This window comes from Williamsia sp. z71 (assembly GCF_059553375.1).
In genome coordinates, this window is sequence record NZ_JCANWX010000007.1 from 244,802 (window position 1) to 270,738 (window position 25,937).

Sequence of the window (25,937 nt, forward strand, 5' to 3'; positions counted from 1 at the left end):
GTCGGTCGGGTGCGGGCGACGCCGAATCGGGTCTAAAAGAACTGTCAGGTCGCGGGCTGCGAGGTCGGCACCGTATCCGCCGCCGGATCACCGGACTGCGGTGACTCCGGCGGGGCGACAAGAGGCGGCGCCGCGGGCGCAGGCGACGCAGTCACTTCCCCTTCAGACGGAGGAGCGATCTCCACGGGCGGATCTGGCGTCGTCGATTCCGGCGGCGGCGGGGGCGTCGATGGAGACGACGGGGACGATGGAGTCGACGGCGTCGACGGTGCGAGATTCGGGGGCCACGTGATGCTCGGCAACGGGAACGGGATCAACGATGGGCTCAGGGTCCTCGTCGGCGGATCCGTAGAAGACACCGGCGGTGCGAGTTCGGTTGTCGCCCAACCGGGTCCCGGATTTCCACCGGCAACCGGCGACGCCACCTCCACCGTCGGCTGTGTCCGGGTCGGCATCAGTGTGGAGGTCACCTGCGCATTGGTGGCGGTCGTTGTCGTCGGCGACGGCGCCTCGGCGATCGCGGACGGCGATACCGGGGGCTCCGGGGCCTCGGACGGTGTCGACGGGTTGCCGGCAAGCGACGATCCGACCGCGTACACGGTCATCAACGCACCGGCGAGCAACGCACCGAACATGGCCAGCGGCGCCGCCGACAGCCAGTCCCGGCTGCGGCGTCCGCCGATGAAGGCCAGTCCGGCGGGACGAGTACTCACCGCCGCCAGACGGGCAGCGCCGGTGGCCGCAACCGATTCCGGCCCCTGCGGTAGCACCGCCTCGACGTCGACCTTGTTCACGATGAGGTCCCGAACCAGAGGGATGTTGGCCAGGCCACCGATGAGCACGATGGCCTCCGGGCGGGAGGCCGTCGCGTAGTCGGCGACGACAGCGGCAGCGGCCTGCGCCATCGGCCGGATGAGGTCTTCGAACATCGATCGGGTCAGGGTGCCGGTATCCGACGAACCACCGATCGTCAGCGTGGTCGACGCGCTGACCGAGAGTTCTTCTTTCGCGGTCCGGCAGGCACTGAGCACAGTGGACCTGCGGCGGCCGCGCAGACGACCTTTGGCGGTCTGCGCCCGCATCAGCTGAGCGTCGAGCGCCCCGCCCGAGATCGCCTCACTGCGCTTCAGGTCACTGATCCGCCCGGTCGCCGGATCCAGGGTGTACATGCTCATCCCGGTGTCGCCGAGGTCGACGATGAGCACCGAGACGAACCGGCTGATCTCGCCGGTCGAAACCAATTGGTGCGCAACTGCCTCTGTTTCGGCGATCAACTGGATCTGCCGCTTGACGCCGGTGCCACGCGAAGCGATTTCACGAGCGTGTTCGTCGGTGCGATACGCAACGCCGATCGGTCCGACCGTGCTCCCGCGGTCCTGAGCGTTGGCCAGCATCAGATCGATACCGGAGTTCACCCGGCCGGCCCGCGTCAGACCATCGGTGAGGTCGACGTCGATGACGCGATTGATCGAGCTCTGGCGACCATTGTCATCGGTCGACAGCAGGACACAGTGGATCATTCCACTGCCTGCGGACAAACCCAGTGACGTACTCATGGTCCTCATTCCGATCGCTATCGCTCGGTTGGGGCCCAGATGATGCCGACTTCACACCCCTGATCCATTCACTGTCGCTCGGTGGACAGTCCCCTGCAGCCATTGTCTGCGGCGATGCCAGTACTTTTTGGCACCGGCAAAGTCAACAGACGATTACAGCAACGGGAACCATTGTAATCAATCTGTGCCCAAAGGGTCGATCGAGGTCGCCAACCAGAGGATGGCGACGCCGACGAACACCATCGAGGAAACGTCCGAAACACGCCCCCGGACCTCGAGAAGACCGGCGCGTGAGGTCGGCAGCACAGCCCGCAGAAGTGCCGCGAGCAACGCCGCAGAACCGAGAACAAAAGTGCCGCGACGCCAGCGGTCGAAGATCAGGAAGACGGCGGCCACCACGATCAGTGCCATCACGGCGATGAAAGGTATCTGGACCAGCACAGACCGCAGCTGCCGGACACGATGCAGACGACGGGCCCGCGCACGCCGTGCGCTCGTTGCCGCCCCCTCACCCGCGGTCGACCTGCTGTTCATCCCGGGTCAGCCCTGCGACAACGTGGCTTCGGCGCGCTCGACGACGTTGGCCATCAGGAATGCTCGAGTGAGCGGTCCGACACCACCGGGATTCGGTGAGACGTATCCGGCCACATCCCAGACCGCAGGATCGACATCGCCGACCAAACCTGCATCTGTTCGACTGACACCGACGTCGACTACCGCGGCGCCGGGCTTGATCATGTCGGCGGTGATGAGGCCTGCCACGCCGGCTGCCGCGATCACGATGTCGGCGCGCGAGACCTCGGCGGCAAGGTCGGCGGTGCCGGTGTGGCAGAGGGTGACGGTGGCGTTCTCGGTCCGGCGGGTGAACAGGAGCCCGATCGGGCGTCCGACGGTCACACCGCGCCCGACGACGACCACGTGGGATCCGGCGATCGGTACGTCGTACCGGCGGAGCAGGTGCAGGATGCCGCGTGGGGTACACGGCAGCGGTGCATCGGACGAGGTCCCCGAGCCGTCCAGGACGAGCCGACCCAGATTGATCGGATGCAGTCCGTCGGCATCCTTGGCGGGGTCGATCCGCTCCAGGGCCGCGTTCTCGTCGAGGTGCTTGGGCAGCGGGAGCTGGACGATGTATCCGGTGCACTCCGGATCGGCGTTCAGCTCGTCGATGACCGCGTTGAGTTGTTCTGTGGTGATGTCGGCGGGCAGATCTTTGCGGATCGATGCGATGCCGAGTTTGGCGCAGTCGTTGTGCTTGCCCCGCACATAGGCGTGCGAGCCGGGGTCTTCCCCGACCAGCACGGTGCCCAGACCGGGAACGATCCCGGCGGCGCGGAGCTTGTCCACCCTCTCTTTCAGGTCGACAAAGACTTCGTCACGGGTGGCTTTTCCGTCCAACACAGCTGCGCTCACGTCACCCATCATTTCAGGTCGCGCCCGCGGGATGTGCAAGCCATGTATCTAGCGGATCGGGAAGCACGCGATCTTCGACGATCCGATGCCGGAGATCCATACTTTTTCACCGACCTCGACAACCCCGGTGCTCTGACCGAAGCCCGGGATATGTGCCCGGTGATCTGCGACAACACGGCCGCTGGGCAACTCGATCTCGAGTATCCACAGCGGGGCCACCGGCTCCGGCAGAAAACGGTCCGGCACCTGCCAGAGCAACTTCCGCAGCCGCGGATATCCGGCGAGCAGTTCCAGCGGACGGCTCCGCATACCCGCCATCGCCAGCCACATGCGCTGTCCGTCGTGACTCAACGACGCGTTGTCCGGGTATCCGGGCAACCGGTCGATGAGCATCGATTGCTCGCCCGTCGCCGGATCGTAGGACCGCACCCGGTGTCCACCGGTCTCGGCGATGAACAGACGTCCGCCACTGGCCACTATTCCGTTGGCGAACTGCAGGTCGTCCAGGACAACGGTGGCGCTCGGACGCAGATCGTCGTCGAGGTCCACCCGGATCAGCCGCCCGGTCGCCGAGTGCTCGATGATGGCGGCTTTGTAGTGGCCGTAACCGAATCGCGTGGTGGATTGGCTGACGTAGAGCACCTTCGGCCGCGGATCGTCGCCGCCGGTGTGTTCGGTCACGATCACGTTGGAACAGAAGGTCAGGCGGTGACCGTCCACCTCGTCGAGGATCGTTTCGATCACGTGGGTCTCGAGGTCCATCTGCAGCAGTCCGCGTTCGCTGTCACAGATGAACAGTCGCCTGCCCAGCACTTCCAGGCCGAGCGGTCGCCCGCCCGTGGTGGCGACCACCTGCCGGCGCCCGGTGCCTGGATCGATGCAAATGATGTTGCCGCCGATCGCCCCGGTCCAGATCCGTCCCCGGCCATCGACGACCACGTCCTCGGGTGAGTCGGATTCGACATCGATGACGGTGATCTCGGGTTCTTGTGGCGGCGGCCAGCCATCAGTCGTCGCCGGGGTCGACGTCCAGCGGACCGGGGAGATCGATGGCTTGCTCACCGCGGTCAGCCTCCGATGTCGAGTCCGTGTGCTGCGGCGAATTCCATCGCCTGGCCATGGTCGACGAGGGAACCGGTGACCTTGGCCTGCAGCCAGAGCATCGGGTCTATTCTCGCACCACGCAGATTCGCCTGACCGAGCTTTGTCCCGATCGCGCGGACACCGGACAGGTCCGCCCCGGCCAGATCCGCGCCGGTGAGATTCGAGTCGGACAGGTTCGCCTCCCGCAGCCGGCATCCCCGCAGCACCACACCCGAGAGGTCCAGACCACCGATCGAGGTGAGTGAGAGATCACTGTCGATGATCTTCATCGGCCGGACGCGCGAACTGGTGATCACCGATCCCAGCAGACTGCAGTCCGTCATCTCCACCTTGTTCAGGTGTGTGCGTTCGAAGTGGCAGTTGCGGAACGCACTCGAAGAATGCTTCGAGAACGCGAGGTTGGCGCCGGTGAAGTCACAGTTCATGAATGTCACTGCCCGAGTGGACAACTGGCTGAGGTCAGCCTCGACGAAACTGCAGTTGACGAACTCTCGATCCGCCCAGGTCTCCCCGGAGAAGTCGGCATAGTCGAACTGTTCATCTTCGGCCACATCAGTCATGCCCCATGTCTACACCGGCCCATCCCCCCGCCCAAACGAGCCACATATACGAAGACGCGCCACATATTTGTGGCGCGTCTTCGTACAAGCGGCTCGTTTGCGACACCCATCGGTGGGGGCAACACGGCGATACGGCAAGCTTGACCAGTGTTCAGAATGCTATTTCACGAACCATGTATCCCACCCAACACCGGAAATGCGATCAGGCTGGCCGCCAATACCGGTTGCGAACTCCATCTGGTCGAACCACTCGGATTCGACCTCTCGGAGCCCAAAGTCAAACGGGCCGGGCTCGATTACCACGACATGGCGTCGGTCAGCGTTCATGCCGATCTACTGGAGGCCTGGAGCGCCCTGTCGCCGAAGCGGGTGTACGCCTTCACCGCCCATGCGGACACGTTCTACACCGACATCAAATATCAGCCCGGCGACGTCCTGCTGTTCGGACCGGAACCCACCGGACTGTCGGACGAGGTCTTGGCCGACCCGCACATCACCGAGACGGTCCGCATCCCCATGCTGCCCGGCCGGCGTTCCCTCAACCTGGCCAACGCCGCGAGCATCGTGATCTACGAGGCCTGGCGACAGCACGGGTTTCCCGGCGCGGTCTGAGGTTGAGGTAGAGCCCGGTCCGCAGCAATCAGTCGAGGGGCAGACCGCGCATGACAAATCTGCGCAGCATGGCGGCTGTCGGCTCGGCGATCAGGAGTTCGGCGTTGTCCTCCGGGGAGACCTCGGTGACCGTCAGTTGCAGTTCACCACTGGGCAGGATGTCCGCGGTGTAGCCGCGTTTGTCGCGCGCCCATTGCATGCTCAGACCACCCTCCGCCGTGGCGGATGGCGTGGACTCGGTCCAGTACGAGCTGCTCAGTCCGTCCCAGTAGGACTCGAAGAACGCCTTGGCCGCGGCCGTAGGAGCCAGTGAACCGGGTCCTTTCCAACCGTCCTCCAACTCCCATAGGTCTTTGATGTGGGAGTCGATGACCTTTTTGGCGTTTGCCTGGTCGTCTCCCGACGCTTGCTTGTCGAGATTGCTCGAATACGTGCTTCTCGTGGTCATATACCGAGGTTAGGCTCTTTCCGGCCGCCGGGTGGTTTCCGTGGCCGCGACCGCGGTGAGTGCTGCCGCCATAGCCCTGTTGATCTGACCGGATCGGACCAGGTCCGAGCGGCAGCACCACCGCTTTCACACTATGGAGTTGTCGATGTTCGTGCGCGGTCCCGGCCGGAGCCGGGTGCGAGGGTACAGAGGTTCGGTTAGACCAAGGGACACCGGATAATTGGCGTGTCAGGCTACGAGAGTGAGTGTTCGTCGGTTGTAAGCGGGCAGCGGTCTTCGTTGTGGGTCGATGTCGGCCGGTGGGATCAGCCAGGGGTGTCCGTCGGAGCCCATGATCACGTCCCAGTCAGTGTTGTGGACCGCCATATGGCAGGTGCGGCACAACAAGCACCCGTTATCCAGGGTGGTGGCGCCGCCGTCGACGAAGTGCACGATGTGGTGGCAGTCGGTCCAGGTCACCGACGCCCCACACTTCACACAACACTTATCGCGAATGATGATCGCCTTACGCACGAGTCCGGTGAACAGACGTTTAGGTGGGCTGATATCGATGGGCACGTCCTGTCCGTCCAAGGTGACCGACGTGATCGTCGAATCGCAGGCCAACGCGGCGGCGGTCGCCTCGGTGACCGGCCCCATCCACGGCAGGGACGCCGCGTGCGGATGGTCGGCGGGCACGGACAGCATGACCTCGGTCCGGGGTGCCGACACCAGCGTTTGGCCACCCCCGCCGCAATCCAATAACTGGTGTAGGGCGTCGGCGCGACGCTGGGCCAGGGTGCGACTGTCGTCGGCACCATCGGGTTCAGGACGTTTCCGGCTCCAGAAGTCCAAGGCGGAGAACATCTTTTCCCCGATCACCGCGTCCAGGTCGAACTTCCCGACCAACCTACCCTCGACAATGGTGTAGTCCAGACTGTTCAGTGATCGGTCCTGCGCCGGTGGTGGCCCGCCGGTGTCTTTGGCCACATCGTTGCCCAGTGCACGGGCGGCCACACTTATTTCCGCCGGCGGTGCTCCGGAGATGGCGTGGCTCAACAGTTTCCGCTCGAAGTCGATCCGTTGTTCGACGGTGACAGCTTCTTCGGACCGGCCGACGATATGCTCGACACCTTTGACCACCGCGTCAACATGCTCGGAAGACAGAAACCCATCCCGTGAATAACCGGCAGTCCGATCCAAGCCCGTGATTCCGGCGCCGATGCGTAACCAGCGGTACGCGGAGGCGGGGGCTGCACCGTTGGCCTGCAACAACTTCGACGTTGTCGACCCGACTGTGCGAGCGATACCGGACTCGTCGATCACCGCGGCACAGACCGTGAGTTGGTGCTCGGCCGCGTTACGTAAGGTGATCAGATCTTTTGTCAGTCCCAGCACTGCGTGGGGATCGTCGGGGGGTACCAGGTCGACCAGGGAATCGACCATCTCGAGAAGCCGCATCACAAAACACCTCCGGGCGCGAAAGCAACAGGGAAGTTGACCAATTCTCGTGGAAGGCGATTTGCTCGACGTTGTCGTAGTCTCTGTGATCAACTGACTCCAGCCTAGCCAATCGAACACACATTCGCAAGACTTAATCTCACTAATTCTGTTTTCCTGCAATACTTTTCGATAGCAAGACAAAGAAACTCGACGCGACGCCTAAAGGACGACTTTGAACCGTTTGACGCGTGAAGTGGCACCACCGACCAGCGACACACAGCTTTTCGCGACGCCGAAGTGCTTGGCCAGCAATGCCACGACAGCCGCGTTCGCTTTGCCTTCGGTGGCCGGTTCCCGGACGAACACGGTGAGCGCGCCGGCCTCGTCCGCTTCGATCAGCGGCCCCTTGCGGCTGTTCGGCTTCACCGTGACCACCACCAGTTTCTCCACCGCTTCAGATTATTACGCCATGATCAACGACGGTTTTCGGCACTCGACGGATCACGCCCAATCCCGGGATCGGGAGGCTACCCGAAGGTCCATACGCTGCATACGTTCGGCCACCACGGTCACCGCACCTTCGGCGTTCTGGACCCGGCCCCGGATCAACAGGGCAGGCGACGACTGTGCCAACTTACGATATTTGGCCCAAAGACCCACCGAGCAGACCACGTTGACCATGCCGGTTTCGTCCTCGAGGTTCACAAAGGTCACCCCGGAGGCGGTCGCCGGCCGTTGGCGGTGTGTCACCGCTCCCCCGACCAGCACCCGGGAACCATCGGGCACCGACAACAGGTCCGCCGCCGCGACCACGCCGAGCTCGGTGAGCTGGGGCCGGATGAACTCGGTGGGATAACTGCCCGGGCTGACCCCGGTGGCCCACACATCCGAGGCGGCCATCTCCACGTCACTCATCCCCGGCAACGCGGGTGATCCGTTGACCTCGTGCAACGCCAGCCGGTCGGACTTCTCCGCAGCGGCCGCCCCGGCATCCCACAATGCCTGACGACGACTGGTCCCGAAACACTCCAGCGCGCCCGCGGTGGCCAGCGACTCCAGCTGTCGGGTGCTCACCTCACAGCGCCGCGACAGGTCCGCGGCTCCGGTGAACGGTCCCCCGGCGTCCCGCTGCGCCACGATCTTCTCGGCCAATTCGATGCCGATGTTGCGCACCGCTCCCAGTCCGAGCCGGACATCGAGACCACCGTTCTCCAGATCCGCATGGGGCTTCGAGACGTTGATGTCCGGTCCGTGCACCTTGACCCCGTGCCTGCGGGCATCGGCAACCAGTGACTGTGGCGAGTAGAAACCCATCGGCTGCGCCTTGAGCAGTGCCGCGCAGAACGCTGCCGGGTGATGCAGTTTGAGCCAGGACGAATAGAAGACCAGGGAGGCGAAACTCTGCGAATGGCTCTCGGGGAAACCGAAATTGGCAAAGGCAGCCATCTTCTCGAAGATCCGGTCGGCCACCTCCCCGGTGATCCCGTGCAGGTCTTCCATGCCCTGATAGAACCGGCTGCGCAGTCGGTCCATCTTCTCCGGTGATCGTTTCGAGCCCATCGCCCGCCGCAGCTGATCTGCCTCGGCGGCACTGAAACCGGCGACATCGACCGCCAGTTGCATGAGTTGTTCCTGGAACAGCGGCACCCCCAGTGTCCTTTTGAGTGCCTGCTCCATCGAGGGATGCTCACAGGTCGGCTCTTCCAGGCCATTGCGGCGACGGATGTAGGGATGCACCGATCCACCCTGGATCGGACCCGGCCGGATCAGTGCCACCTCGACCACGAGGTCGTAGAACTTGCGGGGTTTGAGCCGCGGCAGGGTGGCCATCTGTGCCCGCGACTCCACTTGGAACACACCGACGGTGTCGGCGCGACAGAGCATGTCGTACACCGCCTTTTCGGTGAGATCGATCTTCGCCAGGTCGACACCGATGTCGCGGTGCTCGGCCAGGAAATCGATGGAGTAGTGGATGGCCGAGAGCATGCCGAGGCCCAGCATGTCGAACTTCACCAGACCGATTGCGGCACAGTCGTCTTTGTCCCACTGCAGCACACTGCGTCCGGGCATCCGCGCCCATTCCGTGGGACACACATCGGCGATCGGCCGGTCGCAGATGACCATGCCACCGGAGTGGATGCCCAGATGCCGTGGCATGCCGTTGATCTGCCCGGCCAGATCGAGGACGTCGTCGGGGATGTCGGTCTCGTCGGGCGACGCGGACCCGTATCGGTGCACCTGCTTGCTCCAGGCATCCTGCTGACCCACCGAGTATCCGAGGGCCCGGGCCATGTCGCGCACCGACGACTTACCGCGGTAGGTGATCACATTCGCGACCTGGGCCGCGTTCTGCCGGCCGTAGCGCCGGTAGACGTACTGGATGGCCTCTTCGCGCCGATCCGATTCGATGTCGACATCGATGTCCGGCGGGCCGTCCCGGGCCGGCGACAGGAACCGCTCGAACAGCAACCCGTTGCTCACCGCATCCACCGCGGTGATCCCCAGGGCATAACAGACCGCGGAGTTCGCCGCGCTGCCCCGACCCTGGCACAGGATGTCGTTGGTGCGACAGAACGAGACGATGTCGTGCACCACCAGGAAGTAACCCGGGAAGCCCAGTGAATCAATCACATTCAGCTCGTGTTCGATCTGCTGGTATGCCTTTGGATGCTGTTGCGGGGTGCCGTATCGCTCCAGGGCCCCCCGTGCGGTGAGCTCCCGCAGCCACGAACTCTCCGTATGCCCTTGCGGCACATCAAAAGGCGGCAGCTGCGGTGCGATCAGGTGCAGCCCGAACGCCAGGTCTTTGGCCAACATGACAGCGTTGTCGAGGGATTCCGGATGCGCCGCAAGCAACCGGGCCATCTCGTCCCCGCTGCGCAGATGCGCGCCACCGAGCGGACCGAGCCACCCGTCCATCTCGTCAAGACTGCGCCGTGCCCGCACCGCGGCCATCGCCATCGCCAGCCGCCGACGGTGTGGTGCGGCGAAGTGCGCGCCCGTGGTCGCCACCGTCTGCACCCGATTCCGGTGGGCGATCCGCGCGAGGGCGGCATTGCGCTCGTCGTCTTCGGGAATGCCGTGGGCGGTCAGTTCCATCACCACGTTGTCGCGGCCGAACTTCTCCACCAGATCACGCAGCGCCTTCTCGGCAGCCGACGGACCCCCGGATTCCAGCGCACGGCGCACGTCCCCTTTGCGGCATCCACTCAGGATCAGCCAATGCCCTTGCGCGGCCTGCGCCAGCGTATCGATGTCGAAGCGCAGCAACCCCTTCTCCCCGGCCGCCATGTGGCCGTCGGCCAATTGACGGGAGAGGCGGCGGTACCCCTCCTGCCCCCGGGCCAGGACGAGCAGGTGAGAACCACTCGGGTCGGCGATCCCGGTCCGCGATGAGTCGTGCTCCAAGGACAACTCGGACCCGAAGATGGTGGGCAGATCCCACTCCCGGGCAGCCTCGGCAAACCGCACCACCCCGTAGAAGCCGTTGTGATCGGTGATCGCCAGCGCCTCGAGCCCCAGCCGGTAGGCCTCTTCCGCCATCTCCTCCGGGCTACTCGCACCGTCGAGAAAGCTATAGGAGGTATGGGCATGCAATTCAGCGTAGGCAGTGGCAGAGACCCCCCTGCTCAGCGCTCCGGCCGCATAGGGTTCGCGCTTGCGCGACCACGCCGGACTATCACTGCCGTCACCGGCAAAGGTCTCACCGGACCGGCCGCCGTCAGACGGTCGACCGGACAGTACGCGCTCCATCTCCGACCAGGTCGGAGGGCCATTGTGCCAGCCCATAACCCATCGTATCGAACATATTTTCGAATGACAAGTTGTGCTGAACCGCCCGCCCCACAGTCGAGAGCGCTGAACTACCTCCGTGCCGTGACGTCGTCTCTGGCATTGTTGCCTCCCATGACGGAACGCATCGCAGCTCGCCCGGCCGAACCCGACCGGGGTGGTCGGATACTGGCCGCGACATCGGTCATCGACACGCCGTTCCTGGCGGTCGACGAGCAGGTGCTCGACGCGAACATCGCCCGCATGGCCGCCTTCGCGGCCACCGCCGGACTCCGGTTGCGGCCCCACGCCAAAACGCACAAGTCCCCGATCCTGGGGCGACGCCAATTGGATGGCGGCGCAACAGGCTTGACGGTTGCCACCATTGCCGAAGCAGAATCCTTTGCCTCCGAAGGATTCTCAGATCTGTTCATCGCCTATCCGCTGTGGCTCACCGAGAACAAGGCCGCGCGACTGCGTGCGGTGATGGAGCGGGCGCGGGTCCTGCTCGCGGTCGATTCGGTTGCCGGCGCGCAGCAACTCGCAGCGCACCTGCCCGGGACTTCTGTACTGATCGAGGTCGATTCGGGACATCACCGCACCGGTGTCGCCCCGGAGCTCGCCGGTGAGGTAGGGGCAGGCGCGGTCGAAGCGGGACTGCAGGTGGTCGGCATCTTCACCTTCCCCGGACACAGTTACCGCCCCGGAGGCCCATCCGACGCCGCCGGGGAAGAATCCCGCGACCTGGCCACCGCGGCCGAATCACTGCGCAGCCGCGCGATCACCCCGGTGATCCGCAGCGGCGGTTCGACGCCGTCGGTCTCCGATGCCGATCCCACCGTCCTGACCGAGATCCGTCCGGGTGTCTACGTGTTCAACGACGCGCAACAGGTCGAACTCGGGATCGCTACCATGGCCGACGTGGCATTGACGGCAATCGGCACCGTGGTGCACAGTAGCGGGACAAAAGCCGTCGTCGATGTCGGGAGCAAAGTCCTCGGAGCAGACCAGCCGACTTGGATCAGCGGCGGTGGCCGGCTTCCCGACGAACCCGAGGCGCGCATCACCGCACTCTCCGAGCATCACGCGACGATCGATTTCTCCCATGCATCGCGAACCCCGGCACCGGGGTCGCGGGTCCGGATCGCCCCCAATCATGTGTGTACCGCCGTCAATCTCGCCGATGCGCTGATCCTGGTCGGCGCGGACGACGCGGTGACCTCCTGGCCCGTCGCCGCTCGGGGGGCCAACACGTGAGACGTCTGGGAACCGCGGCCGTGGCCGCCATGATGTTGGCCGTCGCCGGGTGTGCTTCTGACGAACAGCCCGAGACAACACTGGAATTGACCACCGCCCCCGACATCGAGTTCGAGCAGATCGGCATCGACGAGGTCCGCGATGCGGCAACCGAGCTGGTCAGATCGACCAGCGATCTGGGGATCGACATGATCCACGACGCCCAGTCTGCCGCCGATCAGCCGGCCAATCAGGTGGTCTCCCCGTGGGGTGCCATGGTCACGCTGCAGATGGTGCGGGCCGGCGCCGGCGGCAACACCGCCGCCGAACTCGATACCGTCCTGGGTGTCTCCGATCCCGACGCCGTCGCAGCGTTGATCGGTCAGCTCGATCAGGTCTCGGGTGATCCCGGCAACGTCGATCGGAAGAACCCACCGTCGCCCCCGGTGTTCCATCAGGCCTCGGGGATCTTCATCGACGACTCCCTCGAGGTCGGTGCCGACTATCTCGAAGTGCTCGGACGCAGCTTCGGTACCGGCGTCTACCCGGTCGACTTCTCGGTGCGGCAGACCGAATCGGCACTCAACCAGTGGATCTCGGTCAACACCGGTGGCGAGATAGCCGAGACCCCCACCGAGTACAGCACCGAGACCGTGATCAGTCTGCTGTCGACGGTGTTCCTCGCCGGCGCCTGGCAGCAACCGTTTTCCCCGGAGTCCACCGTTTCCGCGGAGTTCACCACCACCGGCGGTTCGGTGTCCAAGGTCGCCACGATGAACAAGACCTTGACCGTGCCACTGCGTCGCGGGCCCGGATGGTCCGCGATCGAGCTGCCGTACTCACAGAACCTGGCCATGCAGGTCTTGTTGCCGGACATCGGATCCACGCCGGATGACCTCCTGAACGGCACCGCTCTGACCGATGCGGACACCGCGCTGCGAGCCGGCCCCGAGTCGTCGGTGGCGGTGAGTCTGCCCCGGTGGGACATCGACGACAAGGTGGATCTCAAGGCCACACTAGAACGGCTCGGTGTCCGAGATCTGTTCACCGACGCCGCCGATCTCACCGCGATCAGCCAACAATTGGTGGTCACCTCTGCGGCACAGAACACCTCGATCACCGTCGGTGAGAAAGGCACGGTTGCCGCATCTGCCACGCAGGTCGATGTCGGTGTCACCGCGATGCCCACCGACCCGGCGGAGACATTTGTCGCCGACCGGCCCTTCGTCTTTCAGATCGTCGACACCTCCACCGGCTTGCCCCTGTTCCTCGGCGTGGTCAATCGCCCCGGTCAGGGGTAGGACACCGAGGAACAGCGGAGCATCTGCGGTCAGCCGATCGAGGCAAGCCCCTGCTCGCGAATGTCGAGGGGCAGATTGTCGTTCGGGTGGCCAAGGCCCAGGTGGTCGCGCAGGGTGTCGCCGGTGTATTGAGTGCGGAACAGGCCGCGCCGCTGCAGTTCCGGGACCACGTAGTCGACGAAGTCGTTGAAGGTACCCGGGGTCTGGGCGGTCGACACGATGTAGCCGTCGGCTTCCCCGTCGGTGAAACCCGCTTCGATCTGATCGGCAACGTCGGAGGCGGTACCGACGAATTGCGGCAGCAGCACACCCTGGGCGTACAGCTTTCCGATGTCGCGCAGTGTCAACTTGTCCCGCGCACTGAGGCGGCGGGCCACATCGAACAACCCCTGGGTTCCGCTGACAGTGATGTCCTCCAGCGGTGCATCGAGGTCGTACTGCGAGAAGTCGTGGTCGGTGTGGACCGACAACGTGATCAATCCGGAGATGGGATCAGCCAATTCGTTGTGGAACGCCTGCTTTTCACGTGCGATCGACTCGGTTTCGCCGATGAACGGGATGAACGAGGGCAAGATCTTGACGTGCTCGGGATTGCGGCCCACGTTCACCACCCGCGACTTGACGTCGTCGTAATAGGCGCGACGCCCTTCGGGTGTCGGGTCGATCTCGAAGATCGCCTCCGCCCAGCGCGCCGCGAAGTCCTTACCGGTGGACGACGATCCGGCCTGGATCAGCACCGGCCGATGCTGCGGTGATCGCGGTTGGTTCAGCGGGCCACGGGTCCGGTAGTACTCACCGTTGTGATCTACCGTGCGGACCTTGTCGGGATCGGCCCACACACCGCCGACCTTGTCGGCGATCACCGCGTCCTCGTCCCATGCCGACCACAGCTTGATGACCGTCTGGACGAATTCTTCGGCCCGGAGATAACGTTCGTCGTGGCCGAGATGCTCGTCGAGCCCGAAGTTGAACGCCTCGGCCTGGGTCAGCGAGGTGACAATGTTCCAGGCCACCCGGCCGCGGGAGATGTGGTCGAGCGAGCCGAAGACCCGAGCCAGTTCATAGGGATGGAAATACGTGGTGGACTTGGTGATCGCAATACCCAGATGCGTGGTCACCGCCGCAATGCTGGCCGCCACCACCGACGGATCGAGGGCGGCGGCGGCCTGGGTGCCTCGCCGCAACGGCTCAGACTGGTCGTCACCGAAACGCAGTGGCGCCGCCAGCAGGTCCGCGAAGAATGCGAAGTCGAACTTGCCGCGCTCGAGGATCCGTCCGACCCGGTGGTAGTGCTCCGGCGAGAAGAACTCGGTGGTAGATCCGGGATGCCGCCACGCGGCATGCGAGTGGGTGACGGGTGAAGCGATCAGAAATCCGCCAAGGTGCAACTCACGGCTCATGGTGTGGGGTCCTCAATCTCGGGTGTGGTCATCCCATGCAAGTGCCCTCCGGTTGATCCTCCAAGCGTTGCCCTCAACGTGAGTGAAAATACGCGTTGCACCAGAGCTGCCCGTATCGTGACCTATTCATAAACCCCTTCGACCACCCACTTACCCTGTTGATAAAGCAGCAGCAATGCCCGTGAATCTTCCAGCAGCACTTGCGCTCTCGCATACGAACCGACATGCGATCCGTCCTCGGCGGCGGACCACCAGCGTTCGTCGACAGCCCACGGCCCGGCCCACCAGCTCAGCGACCAGGTCCGGCGGCCCCAGCACAGACTGGCGGGCTCGGCACTGAAACTGCCGCGGGCGGTGACCTCGACGGATTGGTCTTCTGCATCCAGCACTCGCACCGGTGCCATCGGCAGGATCGCCGGAGAGGGCCCCGGCAGCCGACCCGGCCACGGCGCCGACGGATCCGATGCCGCCACCAATTCATCACCCAGTGGCACCAGGGTGATCTGTTGTCCCGGGCCCCGACCACCACTGCGCACCGGAACCTTGACCCGTTCACCACCGAGCAGACCCTGCACCCGGACCAGGGCCCGGCGCACCCGCTCTGCCACCTCGCCGTCGCCCCCGGTCAGTCCACCACCGGTGAATCCCAATTGCATTGCTCCCGCGCCGATCACCTCCACCGGATCCAGCCGGATCAACACCACCGGTCCATCCGGGCGGTCGGCGGCACTGCGCCCGGAGAGCCATCCCTCCACCTGCCAGCGGATCCGGTCGGCCGTGGCATCCGGTGTCAACGGCTGCGCACATCGCCAGGTACGCGAATACTCGCGGCCACTGTCGGTGACCGCCTGGACGGTCAGCCGGGTACACGCCACCGACGCCGCCGCCAACAGATCATGGAGCTGGGCAGAGAGCCGGCGCCCGACGAAGGCGGCCGCATCCACCCGGTCGATCGGCGGATCGCACTGGTGCTCGACCACCAGGTCCGGTGGCGGCGCCTGACCCGAGGCGGGACGTTGGGGTAGGGCCCGCGCGGTGCGGTGGGCGTAGATCGCATCGGCCGCGAACCGGGTTGCCACATCGGTCGCCGACAACGCCGCAAAGTCGCCGATGGTGCGTAAACCCATCCGCCACAACAGATCAACAAGCGCGACCCGATCATCGGCGCACATACTCGGCTCCACGGCCAGCTCCGAGATACGCAGCGGCGCCAGGAACTCGGCACCCTGCCCGGGTGGGATCACCAACCCACGACGGGCGGCGATGATCGCGGTGAACAGCTCATCGGCCACCCCGACCTGCGACTCGACACCGCAGGCAGACACCACATCCGTCAGCTTCTCGGCGGCGATCTCCTCACTCCCGAAATAGCGGGCCACACCGCGGGCGGGCAACACCAGCAGACCCGGCCGTAACACCTCGACCACCGGGATCAACTCGGCCACCGCCGCCACCACCGGCTCGAACAAGCGGGCATCTCGCCCCTCATCCGCATCGGCGATCACCAACTGCGGACACCGGGCCTGCGCATCGCGCTTGCGCATCTCCCGGCGCACCCCGGCGCCACGCGCCGACGCCGAACAGGCGACAACCCGCCCCGCCTGCAACACCGCCACCGGTCGCTCCGGCGAGATGTCGACGTCGGCCGCCGCAGCCACCGCCGGCCAATCCGGGCACCAGACCCCAAAGCTCCGTCCACTCATCTACAGCGCCACCTTGAGTTGTCCGGGTTCGAAACCGCCCTGTGCCACAGCATCATCCGACACAACACCGACATCGGTGAGAGAATCCACCAGCTGAACACGGTTGTCGCGGTGCATCACATCCAGCCGGGTGGTGGCCCCGGCGAACCCCCGGCCCCGCGAACGCACCATCAGTGAGACCCCACCGAGCCGGCCGTGCCCGCGCCGAAGCCCGGGTTGGGCGAACCCGGACGGCTGATGCCGGTAATCACACACCCGGGACTGCACTTTCACATGCGCCCCCGCCCACTCGCCGTCGGTGACGACCAAGACCGCGCCCTTGCTGCGAGCCCGCGCCATCACCACCCGACTCCGGGACGGCGGCACACTGAGCCCGCCGAGTCCGACCACCACCAGGTCGAGCCCGTCGAGCAGCACCGCGGCGATCTCCACCGGATCCGGACCCGGATCCGGGATGACCGCGATCCGAGACAGATCCGCACCCATCTCCACCGCCGCCAACAACCCCAACTGCGGCTGCCCGATCACGGCGACATGGCCCCCATCAGCACTCACCTGGGCTATCAACGACAGCAACGGCGATCGCGCTCCTTCCAGCGCCAACACCGTGCCCCGAGCCAGCCCAGACGGCGGCAACACCCGTTCGAACGCCGGCGGCACCGGCAACCGATCCCGCTCAGAGTACTTTTCGTCCACCGTCCGCACGGCGGCCATCTGTCTCTGCGGCACAACGGATTCCGGCCGCGAACGAGTAGTGGCAGCAGCCAGGGTCTGCCGCAGCATCTCCAGCTTCTGCGCCCTACTCGGTACCGCGTCCGTTGCCATGCCCGGTGCCATCTCTGGTCCCGTTTCCATCGCCCGCATCACACCTCCACATCACTCCTCACCTCGGTGAGGAAGCGGCACAGGGAAGGTGAGCCACCGTCAGAACCAATATGACAAATCGAACATGTTTTCGATATCCACGAGCGTAGGTCAGCCCTCCGACAAGCGTCAACATGTACGGCGAGTCGGCCCCGAAATGCCGCGGTGAGTCGTGGGCAGAGTGACACCGCACCGCACCCGCCGCGCGTCCACTAAGGTGATCCCGTGAGCGCTCCCTCTTATCGCGTTCCCGGCCCCGACTACCTCGTCGCCGGGCGCTACCGCCTGCGTTCGAGGATCGGCGGCGGCGGCATGGGCGCGGTCTGGCTGGCGCACGACACCCTCCTCGACCGCCAGGTCGCCGTCAAACAGGTGCTCTCCGTCGCCGGGATGACCGAGGACTCGGCAGCCGAGATGCGGCAACGGGCGATGCGAGAGGGCCGGATCGCCGCCCGCCTGAGCCACCGCAACGCCATCGCCATGCACGACGTCGCCGTCGACTCCGGCGAGCCGTGGCTGGTCATGGAATATCTCCCCTCGCGCAGCGTGGCCGAGATCCTGCACCAGTCCGGCACCCTGCCCGTCGACCAGGTGGCCCAGATCGGCGCCCAGATCGCCGACGCCATGGTCGAGGCGCACGCCGCGGGCATCCTGCACCGCGACATCAAGCCCGGCAACATCCTGATCGCCGAAGGGCGCAACGCCGGCCTGGTCAAACTCACCGACTTCGGGATCTCCCGATCCAAAGACGATGCCGCTCTCACCCAGACCGGGGTGGTCACCGGAACCCCGGCGTACTTCGCCCCTGAGGTGGCCCGGGGCGAGAATCCCAGCGAGGCCTCCGACGTCTATTCCCTGGGATCCACTCTCTACACGTCCGTCGAGGGGCAACCTCCCTTCGGCGTCGACGAGAACTCGCTCGTGTTGCTACACCGGGTCGCCCGCGGAGAGATCATCCCGCCGAAACGATCCGGCGCCCTCGAAGGTGCCCTGCTGGCAATGCTCGAACCCAGCCCGGCGCGGCGCCCGACCATGGTCCAGGTCCGCGACCGACTCGCCCAGATCGCCGCCGGCGAGAACAGCAACACCACCTCGATCCTGACCACACCGCTCGAGCGCAGATCCGCCACCGCCCATCGCCCCGCGACCCGCCGGATACCCACCACCACCGAATCCGGGCTCCCCGCGGTCACCGGTGTGCCGGGGCCCGCTCCGCAGACCTTTCCCCCGCCACGGCCGCACCCCCGGCCCGCACCGGAACGAACACCGCCGCCCGCCGGCCCCGATGCGGGGCAGGCCCCGCAGATCTCCGGGTCGGCCTATCCGGTGTCCTGGGCCGCTGCGCAACCACCCAATCCACAACCACCCCAGCGCCATCTCGGACTCGCCGCTGCGGTGTTCCTGGTGTTCGTACTGCTCGCCGCCATCGCGCTCACCATCATCGCCCTGGTGCGCTGACCAGAGCCCTGCCGTCAGTGGATGTGCCGGTTCACGGCCCAGCGGGTGAGGGCGTTGCGGTTGGACTGCTGGGTCTTGCGCAGCACATTCGAGGCATGCGTCTCCACGGTCTTGATCGAGATCACCAGGTCCTCGGCGATCTCGCGATAGGTGAAGCCGCGGGCCAGTAGCCGCAGCACCTCCATCTCCCGGGGCGTCAGCGAATCGAGTTCGGGATCGAGTTGTGGTTCCGGTACCGGCGAACGACCGGTGAACGAATCGAGCACAAACCCGGCCAGACGTGGGCTGAACACCGCATCACCGTCTGCCACCCGCCGCACCGACTCGGCCAACTCCGCACCGTCGATGGTCTTGGTGACATAGCCGCGGGCACCGGCACGGATGGTGGCGATCACATCTTCTGCGGCGTCAGAAACGCTGAGCGCCAAGAACACCGGCGGATTGTTCGGGGCGGCGTCGGCAACACCCCGCAGGACCGCGATCCCCCCACCGGCCGGCATGTGGACGTCGAGCAACACCACGTCCGGTGTCGATTGCAGGATCCCGGCAATGGCATCCGGCACCGACCCCGCCTCACCGACCACCTGGACATCGACCTCCGAGGCGAGTTCGGCCCGGACCCCCGAACGGAAGACGCCGTGATCGTCCACCAAGAACACGCGGTACGGTCCGCGTTGCCCGGTCATCACTGCTGATCTCCATCCCCCGGCGTCTCGCCGCTGTTGTCCCCCGGCGTCTCGCCGCTGTTGTCCACCGGCGGCTCACCGCCGCGCTCGGCACGCGGCATCGCCATCCGGACGTCGACGCCTTTGCCCGGCGCCGACTTGATGTCAACGCTACCGCCGTGCCGGATCACCCGGCCCTTGATCGAACCCGACACTCCGCGACGATCTTCGGGCACCTGTCCGGGATCAAAACCCACCCCACGGTCACGGACGTAGACGACGATCTGCCCGGCGTCGACCTCCGCGTAGACATCCACCGATCGTTGGCCGGAATGCTTGGCCGCGTTCACCACGGCCTCCCGGGTGGCGGCGATCAACGCGGCCCAGCGACGGGTGTCGGTACTCCATTCCGGATCTTCGGCAGTGACGTCGCCGACGGTCACCACCTCGACCTCCACCCCGTAGTGGTCCTCCACCTCGGCGACAACGGACTTGATGGCCGCGGTCAGCGAATCACCGTGTCTGTCAACCTCTCCGAACAGATAGCTGCGCAGTTCTCGCTCCTGGCTGCGGGCCAGTCGCTGCACCTCGTCGGCATGGGCCGAACGCTTCTGGATCAGCGCCAGCGTCTGCAGAACCGAATCATGTAGGTGCGCTGCGATTTCCTCACGTTCGATGTTGCGAATCCGGGCGGCCCGTTCCATTCCGAGCATGCGCGCCATCCGTAACCACAGCGGGATGGTCAGCAGCATCACGCCCATCACCGTGGCCGCGACCGCCAGCACGATGGTGCTCCAGCCGCCGATCATGTTGTTGCTGGCCAGCACGACCACCACCAGTCCGATCACCACCAGCGTTGCGCCACCGGCGATCCGGGTCCAGGTGAGCGCCCGCGCCGAGGCCGACCGTGGCCGCCAGCTCGAGTCGAGTTCCCGCCAGACCAGTGATGCGCCGATGGCAACGACCACCAGCGGGATCAGGAACTGTGCCGGGGTACCGGAGGCGACGAACCCGACCAGCACCACCGCGACGACGCCGACGATCGCCAGCCCGATCCCTTGTCTGCGTTCGGCCTTGGTGGGTGGCACGGTGTCGGTACCCGGCGGACACATGAACCAGAGCAGCCCGTAGGCGCAGATCCCGGCGCCGGCCAGCGCACTGAGCACCACGAACACCACGCGCACCCGAAATGCGTCGACGCCGAGATGATCGGCCACGCCCCCGGCGACTCCACCGATGACACGGCCTCCGTCACGGCGGCGGACGCGTGGGACAACAGTGGACATCAGTCGATACTGACATGTCCGGGCCGCCGGCCACATCGGGGACATTCCCCAGATGTCGGGACAGGGTGCAAATCAGGGTGAATCCCGATGGTGCGCCGAGCTCGGTCTCCGCAGAATAGGAGCATGAGTACCAGCACTCCGAGCACCGACGACCTGCAACAGCAGGTTCTGAAGATGTGGCAGACCCGGCCGGCCCGGGCAACCACCGGTTCCACGATCGGCGGCGTGTGCGCCGGCATCGGTGCCCGCTACAAGGTCGATCCGACCCTGGTCAAGGTCGCGTTCATCGTCGCAGCCCTGTTCGGCGGTTCGGGACTGGTCCTCTACATCGCCGCGTGGATCCTCCTGCCCGAGGGTTCGGCGACCACACCACCGAACGCCCAGCAGCATGGGCGACGGTGGCACGGTCTGGGCCACACCTCATCACATCCACCCACCGTCGCCGCGATCGTGGTCCTGGTGATCGTTGTCCTTGTCCTGCAACCCAATCTGGCGTGGAGCGGCGGCGGTCTGGCCGGTACGGCACTCATGCTGCTGGGCTGGTGGCTCCTCTATCAGCGGACACCGGTCCCGCAGCCGGGGACCAGCGCCGACACCCTCGGACAAGGATCCGGTGGTGCACGGCCCGACGGTCAACCAGTCACTGCCCCCGGCTCGTGGTGGCACAGCGGTGCCGGCACCGACAGCGCCACGGATCCGGCAGACCAGTTCCAGCGCTGGACCCCGCGAGCCTGGCTCAAGGACGAACCACCGACCACCCCCGATGACACCACCGCCGCGGTGGGCGACAACGCGGCCATCGATGTTCCACCGTCGTCACCACCGTCCTGGGATCCGTTGGGAGTTGCGCCATTTGCCTGGGATCTGCCCGAACCCGCCCCGCCGGAACCCCAACAGAAGCCCTCGTCGCGTTACACCCCGATCGTGCTCGGCCTCGCGATCATCGCGACCGCCGTGACCGCCGGCATCTCCAGCACCGTGGACTGGCTCAGCCCGGCCAAGGTTGCGTCGGTGGGATTGCTGGTGCTCGCCGTCGGGATGTTGGTCGGCGCATTCCGCCGACGCGGCTTCGGGCTGATCACCGTCGCCATCCCGGTCGCCGGTTTCATCGTGGTCGCGTCGTTGATCAATGACATCGAATTCCCGTCCGGAGGGGTCGGTGACCGTGACTGGAAGCCGCTGACCACCGCGGACCTGCGCGACAACTACTCCCTGTCCATGGGCAACGGCACCCTTGATCTGCGGAACATCGAACTGACCGAGGACAAGACCGTGACCGCCGAGGTCGGGGCCGGGGAGTTCACGGTCATCGCGCCGGACGACATGAACGTCCGGGCCAACTGCGATGTCGCCGTCGGTGAGGTCAAGTGCCCCGACGGATTGGACGGCGGCAAGGACGGAACCGAAGGGCCCGTCCTGACCCTCGACCTGAGCGCAGCACTGGGACATGTGGAGGTCACCCGTGGATAAGTTCTCTCCCACACTCGCCCTGAGCGGTATCGGCGCCCTCCTGCTGGCGACCTGGGGACTCCTCGGCGGCCCGGACATCACCAACTCGGGCACCGCGTTGTGGAGCACTCTGGTCGTCGCGGTCTTCGTCGGACTCGCCCTGGTCTTCAGCGGCGCATGCCCGGACAAGAATCGTCATCACGACACCGAGGACACCGAACCGGTGGACTGAACGGTCGAACCGTTCAGCGGCCGGACTCGGCGATCACTCCCACTCGATGGTGCCCGGCGGCTTGCTCGTCACGTCGAGAACCACGCGATTCACCTCGGGCACCTCGTTGGTGATGCGAGTCGAGATGATTTCGAGGACCTCATACGGGATACGGGTCCAGTCGGCGGTCATCGCGTCTTCGCTCGACACCGGGCGCAACACGATCGGATGGCCGTATGTGCGGCCGTCACCCTGGACGCCCACGCTGCGGACATCGGCGAGCAACACGACCGGGCACTGCCAGATCTGATTGTCGAGACCGGCTGTGGTCAGTTCCTCACGAGCGATCAGATCGGCCTTGCGGAGCAACTCGAGTCGCTCGGAGTTGACCGCACCGACGATGCGGATGGCCAGTCCCGGTCCCGGGAAGGGCTGGCGCGCAACGATGTCTTCGGGAAGACCCAACTCACGGCCGACCGCACGGACCTCGTCCTTGAACAGCAGGCGAAGCGGCTCGACAAGACTGAACTCGAGGTCTTCCGGCAGTCCACCGACGTTGTGATGGCTCTTGATGTTCGCGGTACCGCTGCCACCGCCGGATTCGACGACGTCCGGGTACAGCGTCCCCTGCACGAGGAACTCGACCTTGTCACCCTGCGCGGCACGGTCACCGAGGACATCACTGACCGCACCCTCGAACGACCGGATGAACTCCCGGCCGATGATCTTGCGCTTGGTCTCGGGATCGCTGACGTCGGCGAGTTCCCGGAGGAAGGTCTCTTCGGCATCCACCGTGACGAGCCGGGCGCCCGTGGCGGCGACGAAGTCGTGCTGGACCTGCTCGCGCTCACCGGCACGCAACAGCCCATGGTCGACGAAAACACAGGTCAGTCGGTCACCGACAGCCCGCTGAACCAGTGCTGCGGCCACGGCCGAGTCGACGCCACCGGACAGCCCGCAGATCGCCAGACCGTCGCCGATCTGCTTGCGGACCTGCTCCACCAGGGCGTCGGCGATGTTCGATGCGGTCCAGGTCGGTTCCAGGTCGGCGACCTCGTACAGGAATCGGGTGAGCACGTGCTGCCCGTGGGGCGTGTGCATGACCTCGGGGTGGTACTGGACACCGGCCATCTGGCGCTCGACACATTCAAAGGCGGCAACCGGCGCACCGGGTGTCGACGCGGTGACGACGAATCCGGGCGGCGGCTCCTGAACGGCGTCGTTGTGACTCATCCAGACCGGCTGCTGATCCGGGGTTCCCCCGTGGAGGACACCTCCGGAGGTGCTCATCGTGGTGCGGCCGAACTCACGCCCACCGGTGTTGGCGACCACACCGCCCAGCGCGTTGGCCATCGCCTGGTATCCGTAGCAGATACCGAGCACGGGAATCCCGAGTTCGAACAGGCCGGTGTCGATCCCCGGCGCGTCTTCGGCGTACACCGACGCGGGACCGCCGGAAAGTATGAGTGCCACAGGTTCTTTCGCCCTGATCTCATCGAGGCTCGCAGTATGCGGGATCACCTCTGAATAGATCCGGGCCTCACGGACCCGCCGAGCGATCAGCTGCGCGTACTGGGCGCCGAAATCGACCACCAGCACCGGTCGCGGAGCCGCTGCTTGCACACCTGTATCTACGCTGTCTACCACCGGTTCAGTCTAAACGCGTCGATGGGGTGACCTGCCCCTGGGGAGACGATCGGCAGCACAAAGAGCGCGAGAACACACTCATGCACCGGCCGCCGCCGGCCTGGGCACCACCGTCAGTGGCAGTCTCAACGCTCCGGGAGCACCCTCGGGAACCACCGGAGAGTTGGGCCGGGTGGGCGCGATCCGGGCATAGGGCTGCCCCTGCTCCGGCCGCATATCCGGCTCACCCTTGTTGGGCCACAACGCAACCGCCCGCTCGGCCTGTGCGCAGATCGACAACGACGGGTTCACCCCAAGATTCGCCGAGATGGCCGCCCCGTCGGTGATGTGCAGTGTCGGGTAGTTCCACACCCGGTGATACGGATCGACCACACCACTGTCGGGACTGTCAGATATGACACACCCACCCAGATAGTGTGCGGTCAGCGGCATGTTGAACACGTCGCCCCAGGTTCCGCCCGCCAGACCGTCCTCGAACTGCGACGCGGCACGTTCGGTGGCCTCGTTACCGGCCGGGATCCACGTCGGATTGGGTTCACCGTGGCCCTGCCTGCTGTTCACGAAACGCCACGGGCCGAACTTCTGCACGAACGTGGTGAGCGAATTGTTCCGGTTCTGCATCACCAGCAGGATGACCGTCCGCTGACTCCAGTGCCGCAACTTGAACAACTGGATCAGGCTGCCCAGCCCTTCCTCACGCACCTTGTCGATGAGCTTCAGACGCCGCGAACGTCCCGGCTCCCCGTCGGTCAACATGGTCTGCAGCAGCGCAATCGCGTTGGAGCCCTTGCCATACCGCACCGGCTCGACATGTGTGTCCGGCGCCGGATGGAAGGACGAGGTGATCGCGATGCCCTCCGAGAAGTCCTGTGCCGGATCGTACTTGCGACGCATCGCACCCAGGATCGACTCGGAGTTGGTCCGGGTCAGCAGGCCGAGCGCGTCCGACACGTTCGGCAGCGCACCGCTGTTCTTGTTCAGATGCATGATCTTCTGCGTGTTGAACGTACCGGCGGCGACGATGACCTGACCCGCGGTCAGGGTCCGGCGGCGCGCACCCAGCCGGCCCCACGCGGCCGAGCGACTGGTCTGGACCGTCCACCCGCCCTCGGCCCGTTCCCGCAGGCCGGTCACCGTGGTGCGGTCGATGATCGTCGCGCCGTGGGATTCGGCCAGACCCAGATAGTTCTTGAGCAAAGTATTCTTCGCGCCCACCCGGCAACCGGTCATACAAGCACCGCATTCGGTGCACACGGTCCGGTCCGGACCGACTCCACCGAAGTAGGGATCTGCCACGTCTTCACCGGGAAGCCCGGTACCACCGGACTTTTCACCGAAGAACACACCGACGGGCGTGGGACCGAACGTGTCGGCGACCCCCATGTCCTCGGCGACCTTGCGCATCACCCGGTCGGCATGGGTCTCGATCGGGGTGGTCACCACACCGAGCATGCGACGGGCCTGCTCGTAATAGGGCGAGAGTTCACTCTCCCAATCGGTGATGTGCGCCCACTGCGGATCGGCGAAGAACGGCGATGGCGGCTTGTAGAGCGTGTTCGCGTAGTTCAGTGATCCGCCACCGACCCCGGCGCCGGCCAGGATCATCACGTCTTTGAGCAGGTGGATCCGCTGGATACCGAACATGCCGAACTTGGGGGCCCACAGCCATTTGTGGAGTCGCCAGCTCGTCTTGGCGAACTGCTCGTCGGAAAAACGACGTCCGGCCTCGACGACGCCGACCTTGTAGCCTTTCTCGACCAGCCGCAATGCACTGACGCTCCCGCCGAACCCCGAGCCGATGATCAGTACATCGAAATCGAGGTCGCCGCGG

General features: G+C 65.5%; 22 protein-coding genes. 6 read left to right on the forward strand and 16 right to left on the reverse strand.

Features of this window, described 5'->3' with window-relative positions; genetic code table 11:
• Window positions 1–44: 44 nt before the first annotated feature.
• The 5 genes from AC51GR_RS18435 to AC51GR_RS18455 all read right to left on the reverse strand — a co-directional run bounded on the left by AC51GR_RS18435 (window position 45) and on the right by AC51GR_RS18455 (window position 4,633).
• Window positions 45–1,556: an Hsp70 family protein gene (locus AC51GR_RS18435; RefSeq protein WP_496326097.1), complete on the reverse strand. Its 1,512-nt coding sequence runs from the start codon at window positions 1,554–1,556 to the stop codon at window positions 45–47.
• A gap of 177 nt (window positions 1,557–1,733) precedes the next feature.
• Window positions 1,734–2,090, reverse strand: a complete 357-nt coding sequence (locus AC51GR_RS18440; protein WP_496326098.1) for a DUF3017 domain-containing protein — start codon at window positions 2,088–2,090, stop codon at window positions 1,734–1,736.
• A 6-nt stretch (window positions 2,091–2,096) separates the two neighbouring features.
• Window positions 2,097–2,969, reverse strand: coding sequence for a bifunctional methylenetetrahydrofolate dehydrogenase/methenyltetrahydrofolate cyclohydrolase (locus AC51GR_RS18445; protein ID WP_496326099.1), 873 nt, complete (start codon window positions 2,967–2,969; stop codon window positions 2,097–2,099).
• Between the two features lie 48 nt (window positions 2,970–3,017).
• Entirely contained in the window at window positions 3,018–4,031 is a 1,014-nt protein-coding gene (locus AC51GR_RS18450; RefSeq protein WP_496326100.1) for an SMP-30/gluconolactonase/LRE family protein, read from the reverse strand.
• Window positions 4,032–4,036: 5 nt separating this feature from the next.
• Complete coding sequence (locus AC51GR_RS18455; protein ID WP_496326101.1) at window positions 4,037–4,633, reverse strand: pentapeptide repeat-containing protein; 597 nt, start codon at window positions 4,631–4,633, stop codon at window positions 4,037–4,039.
• Between the two features lie 147 nt (window positions 4,634–4,780).
• Between AC51GR_RS18455 and AC51GR_RS18460 the strand changes: the two genes are divergently transcribed.
• Window positions 4,781–5,245: a tRNA (cytidine(34)-2'-O)-methyltransferase gene (locus AC51GR_RS18460; RefSeq protein ID WP_496326102.1), complete on the forward strand. Its 465-nt coding sequence runs from the start codon at window positions 4,781–4,783 to the stop codon at window positions 5,243–5,245.
• Between the two features lie 28 nt (window positions 5,246–5,273).
• Here AC51GR_RS18460 and AC51GR_RS18465 read toward each other — a convergent pair whose 3' ends face one another.
• The 4 genes from AC51GR_RS18465 to AC51GR_RS18480 all read right to left on the reverse strand — a co-directional run bounded on the left by AC51GR_RS18465 (window position 5,274) and on the right by AC51GR_RS18480 (window position 10,904).
• The gene (locus AC51GR_RS18465; RefSeq protein ID WP_496326103.1) at window positions 5,274–5,693 is read right to left on the reverse strand and encodes a hypothetical protein; all 420 of its coding nucleotides are present in this window, start codon (window positions 5,691–5,693) and stop codon (window positions 5,274–5,276) included.
• A 228-nt stretch (window positions 5,694–5,921) separates the two neighbouring features.
• Entirely contained in the window at window positions 5,922–7,133 is a 1,212-nt protein-coding gene (locus AC51GR_RS18470; protein WP_496326104.1) for an HNH endonuclease, read from the reverse strand.
• Between the two features lie 201 nt (window positions 7,134–7,334).
• Complete coding sequence (locus AC51GR_RS18475; RefSeq protein ID WP_496326105.1) at window positions 7,335–7,565, reverse strand: DUF167 domain-containing protein; 231 nt, start codon at window positions 7,563–7,565, stop codon at window positions 7,335–7,337.
• Window positions 7,566–7,616: 51 nt separating this feature from the next.
• On the reverse strand, window positions 7,617–10,904 hold the full coding sequence (locus AC51GR_RS18480) for an error-prone DNA polymerase (protein WP_496326106.1): 3,288 nt from the start codon (window positions 10,902–10,904) through the stop codon (window positions 7,617–7,619).
• A gap of 117 nt (window positions 10,905–11,021) precedes the next feature.
• On the opposite strand from AC51GR_RS18480, the gene AC51GR_RS18485 reads away from it, so the two are divergent.
• Together AC51GR_RS18485 and AC51GR_RS18490 are read left to right on the forward strand one after the other, a co-directional pair.
• On the forward strand, window positions 11,022–12,143 hold the full coding sequence (locus tag AC51GR_RS18485) for an alanine racemase (protein ID WP_496326107.1): 1,122 nt from the start codon (window positions 11,022–11,024) through the stop codon (window positions 12,141–12,143).
• A complete protein-coding gene (locus AC51GR_RS18490) occupies window positions 12,140–13,423 on the forward strand; it encodes a serpin family protein (RefSeq protein ID WP_496326108.1) in 1,284 nt (427 codons plus the stop codon). Before AC51GR_RS18485 ends, AC51GR_RS18490 begins: the two co-directional genes overlap by 4 nt.
• Window positions 13,424–13,452: 29 nt before the next feature.
• Here AC51GR_RS18490 and AC51GR_RS18495 read toward each other — a convergent pair whose 3' ends face one another.
• The 3 genes from AC51GR_RS18495 to imuA' all read right to left on the reverse strand — a co-directional run bounded on the left by AC51GR_RS18495 (window position 13,453) and on the right by imuA' (window position 17,381).
• Window positions 13,453–14,823, reverse strand: coding sequence for an LLM class flavin-dependent oxidoreductase (locus AC51GR_RS18495; RefSeq protein ID WP_496326109.1), 1,371 nt, complete (start codon window positions 14,821–14,823; stop codon window positions 13,453–13,455).
• A 122-nt stretch (window positions 14,824–14,945) separates the two neighbouring features.
• The gene (locus AC51GR_RS18500; protein WP_496326110.1) at window positions 14,946–16,526 is read right to left on the reverse strand and encodes a DNA polymerase Y family protein; all 1,581 of its coding nucleotides are present in this window, start codon (window positions 16,524–16,526) and stop codon (window positions 14,946–14,948) included.
• On the reverse strand, window positions 16,527–17,381 hold the full coding sequence (imuA', locus tag AC51GR_RS18505; protein ID WP_496326111.1) for a DnaE2-dependent mutagenesis accessory factor ImuA': 855 nt from the start codon (window positions 17,379–17,381) through the stop codon (window positions 16,527–16,529).
• Between the two features lie 234 nt (window positions 17,382–17,615).
• Here imuA' and AC51GR_RS18510 point away from each other — a divergent pair, with 234 nt between their 5' ends.
• Window positions 17,616–18,848: a serine/threonine-protein kinase gene (locus AC51GR_RS18510; protein ID WP_496326112.1), complete on the forward strand. Its 1,233-nt coding sequence runs from the start codon at window positions 17,616–17,618 to the stop codon at window positions 18,846–18,848.
• Between the two features lie 14 nt (window positions 18,849–18,862).
• Here the strand turns inward: AC51GR_RS18510 and AC51GR_RS18515 are convergent, their stop codons facing one another.
• Together AC51GR_RS18515 and AC51GR_RS18520 are read right to left on the reverse strand one after the other, a co-directional pair.
• Window positions 18,863–19,534: a response regulator gene (locus tag AC51GR_RS18515; protein WP_496326113.1), complete on the reverse strand. Its 672-nt coding sequence runs from the start codon at window positions 19,532–19,534 to the stop codon at window positions 18,863–18,865.
• Window positions 19,534–20,799 carry an ATP-binding protein gene (locus AC51GR_RS18520; RefSeq protein ID WP_496326114.1) on the reverse strand — a complete coding sequence of 422 codons (1,266 nt, stop codon included), beginning with the start codon at window positions 20,797–20,799 and terminating at the stop codon, window positions 19,534–19,536. Before AC51GR_RS18520 ends, AC51GR_RS18515 begins: the two co-directional genes overlap by 1 nt.
• A gap of 123 nt (window positions 20,800–20,922) precedes the next feature.
• Between AC51GR_RS18520 and AC51GR_RS18525 the strand changes: the two genes are divergently transcribed.
• Both AC51GR_RS18525 and AC51GR_RS18530 read left to right on the forward strand, forming a co-directional pair.
• Window positions 20,923–22,269, forward strand: a complete 1,347-nt coding sequence (locus AC51GR_RS18525) for a PspC domain-containing protein (RefSeq protein ID WP_496326115.1) — start codon at window positions 20,923–20,925, stop codon at window positions 22,267–22,269.
• Window positions 22,262–22,480, forward strand: a complete 219-nt coding sequence (locus tag AC51GR_RS18530; protein WP_496326116.1) for a hypothetical protein — start codon at window positions 22,262–22,264, stop codon at window positions 22,478–22,480. The genes AC51GR_RS18525 and AC51GR_RS18530 overlap by 8 nt, the downstream gene beginning before the upstream one ends.
• A 33-nt stretch (window positions 22,481–22,513) precedes the next feature.
• Here the strand turns inward: AC51GR_RS18530 and guaA are convergent, their stop codons facing one another.
• Both guaA and AC51GR_RS18540 read right to left on the reverse strand, forming a co-directional pair.
• Window positions 22,514–24,106 carry a glutamine-hydrolyzing GMP synthase gene (guaA, locus tag AC51GR_RS18535; RefSeq protein ID WP_496326117.1) on the reverse strand — a complete coding sequence of 531 codons (1,593 nt, stop codon included), beginning with the start codon at window positions 24,104–24,106 and terminating at the stop codon, window positions 22,514–22,516.
• A 78-nt stretch (window positions 24,107–24,184) separates the two neighbouring features.
• The gene (locus AC51GR_RS18540; protein ID WP_496326242.1) at window positions 24,185–25,912 is read right to left on the reverse strand and encodes a GMC family oxidoreductase N-terminal domain-containing protein; all 1,728 of its coding nucleotides are present in this window, start codon (window positions 25,910–25,912) and stop codon (window positions 24,185–24,187) included.
• Window positions 25,913–25,937: the final 25 nt, after the last annotated feature.

What these genes read in the sequence shown, in the direction of transcription:
- AC51GR_RS18455 (WP_496326101.1), bottom strand. Translation starts at nt 4,633, where the DNA reads ATGACTGATGTGGCCGAAGATGAACAGTTCGACTATGCCGACTTCTCC.
- AC51GR_RS18440 (WP_496326098.1), bottom strand. Translation starts at nt 2,090, where the DNA reads ATGAACAGCAGGTCGACCGCGGGTGAGGGGGCGGCAACGAGCGCACGG.
- AC51GR_RS18495 (WP_496326109.1), bottom strand. Translation starts at nt 14,823, where the DNA reads ATGAGCCGTGAGTTGCACCTTGGCGGATTTCTGATCGCTTCACCCGTC.
- AC51GR_RS18465 (WP_496326103.1), bottom strand. Translation starts at nt 5,693, where the DNA reads ATGACCACGAGAAGCACGTATTCGAGCAATCTCGACAAGCAAGCGTCG.
- AC51GR_RS18470 (WP_496326104.1), bottom strand. Translation starts at nt 7,133, where the DNA reads ATGCGGCTTCTCGAGATGGTCGATTCCCTGGTCGACCTGGTACCCCCC.
- AC51GR_RS18520 (WP_496326114.1), bottom strand. Translation starts at nt 20,799, where the DNA reads ATGTCCACTGTTGTCCCACGCGTCCGCCGCCGTGACGGAGGCCGTGTC.
- AC51GR_RS18435 (WP_496326097.1), bottom strand. Translation starts at nt 1,556, where the DNA reads ATGAGTACGTCACTGGGTTTGTCCGCAGGCAGTGGAATGATCCACTGT.
- AC51GR_RS18500 (WP_496326110.1), bottom strand. Translation starts at nt 16,526, where the DNA reads ATGAGTGGACGGAGCTTTGGGGTCTGGTGCCCGGATTGGCCGGCGGTG.
- imuA' (WP_496326111.1), bottom strand. Translation starts at nt 17,381, where the DNA reads ATGGAAACGGGACCAGAGATGGCACCGGGCATGGCAACGGACGCGGTA.
- AC51GR_RS18480 (WP_496326106.1), bottom strand. Translation starts at nt 10,904, where the DNA reads ATGGGCTGGCACAATGGCCCTCCGACCTGGTCGGAGATGGAGCGCGTA.
- AC51GR_RS18525 (WP_496326115.1), top strand. Translation starts at nt 20,923, where the DNA reads ATGAGTACCAGCACTCCGAGCACCGACGACCTGCAACAGCAGGTTCTG.
- AC51GR_RS18485 (WP_496326107.1), top strand. Translation starts at nt 11,022, where the DNA reads ATGACGGAACGCATCGCAGCTCGCCCGGCCGAACCCGACCGGGGTGGT.
- AC51GR_RS18515 (WP_496326113.1), bottom strand. Translation starts at nt 19,534, where the DNA reads ATGACCGGGCAACGCGGACCGTACCGCGTGTTCTTGGTGGACGATCAC.